1 pseudogene is annotated in these 264 nt (G+C 45.1%); it reads left to right on the top strand.

Going from position 1 to position 264, the window contains the following annotated elements:
* Nucleotides 1-264, top strand: a pseudogene (locus AAEZ00_RS21495) (single-stranded-DNA-specific exonuclease RecJ); the annotation flags it as partial.

Raw genomic sequence — 264 nt, 5'->3', positions numbered from 1 at the left:
CAATGCAGCTGGGCGTTTAGATGAAATGGCGCTAGGGGTTGAAACCTTACTGTGTGAAGACATCATGTTAGCCAGAAGAATGGCAGCGGAATTAGATGGATTAAACCAAGAGCGCCGCGAACTTGAAACGGGCATGCAACAAGAGGCATTAAAAAGTTTATCGAAAGTGTCACTCAATGAAGCTGATTTACCGTGGGGCATCGCCATTTTTCAGGATGATTGGCATCAAGGTGTTATTGGTATTTTGGCCTCACGGATTAAGGA

Source organism: Shewanella sp. S1-49-MNA-CIBAN-0167 (assembly GCF_040310145.1).
Taxonomy (GTDB): domain Bacteria; phylum Pseudomonadota; class Gammaproteobacteria; order Enterobacterales; family Shewanellaceae; genus Shewanella; species Shewanella psychromarinicola.
Note: the sequence above shows the minus strand (reverse complement) of the source record. Positions and strands in the feature narration are given on the sequence as shown.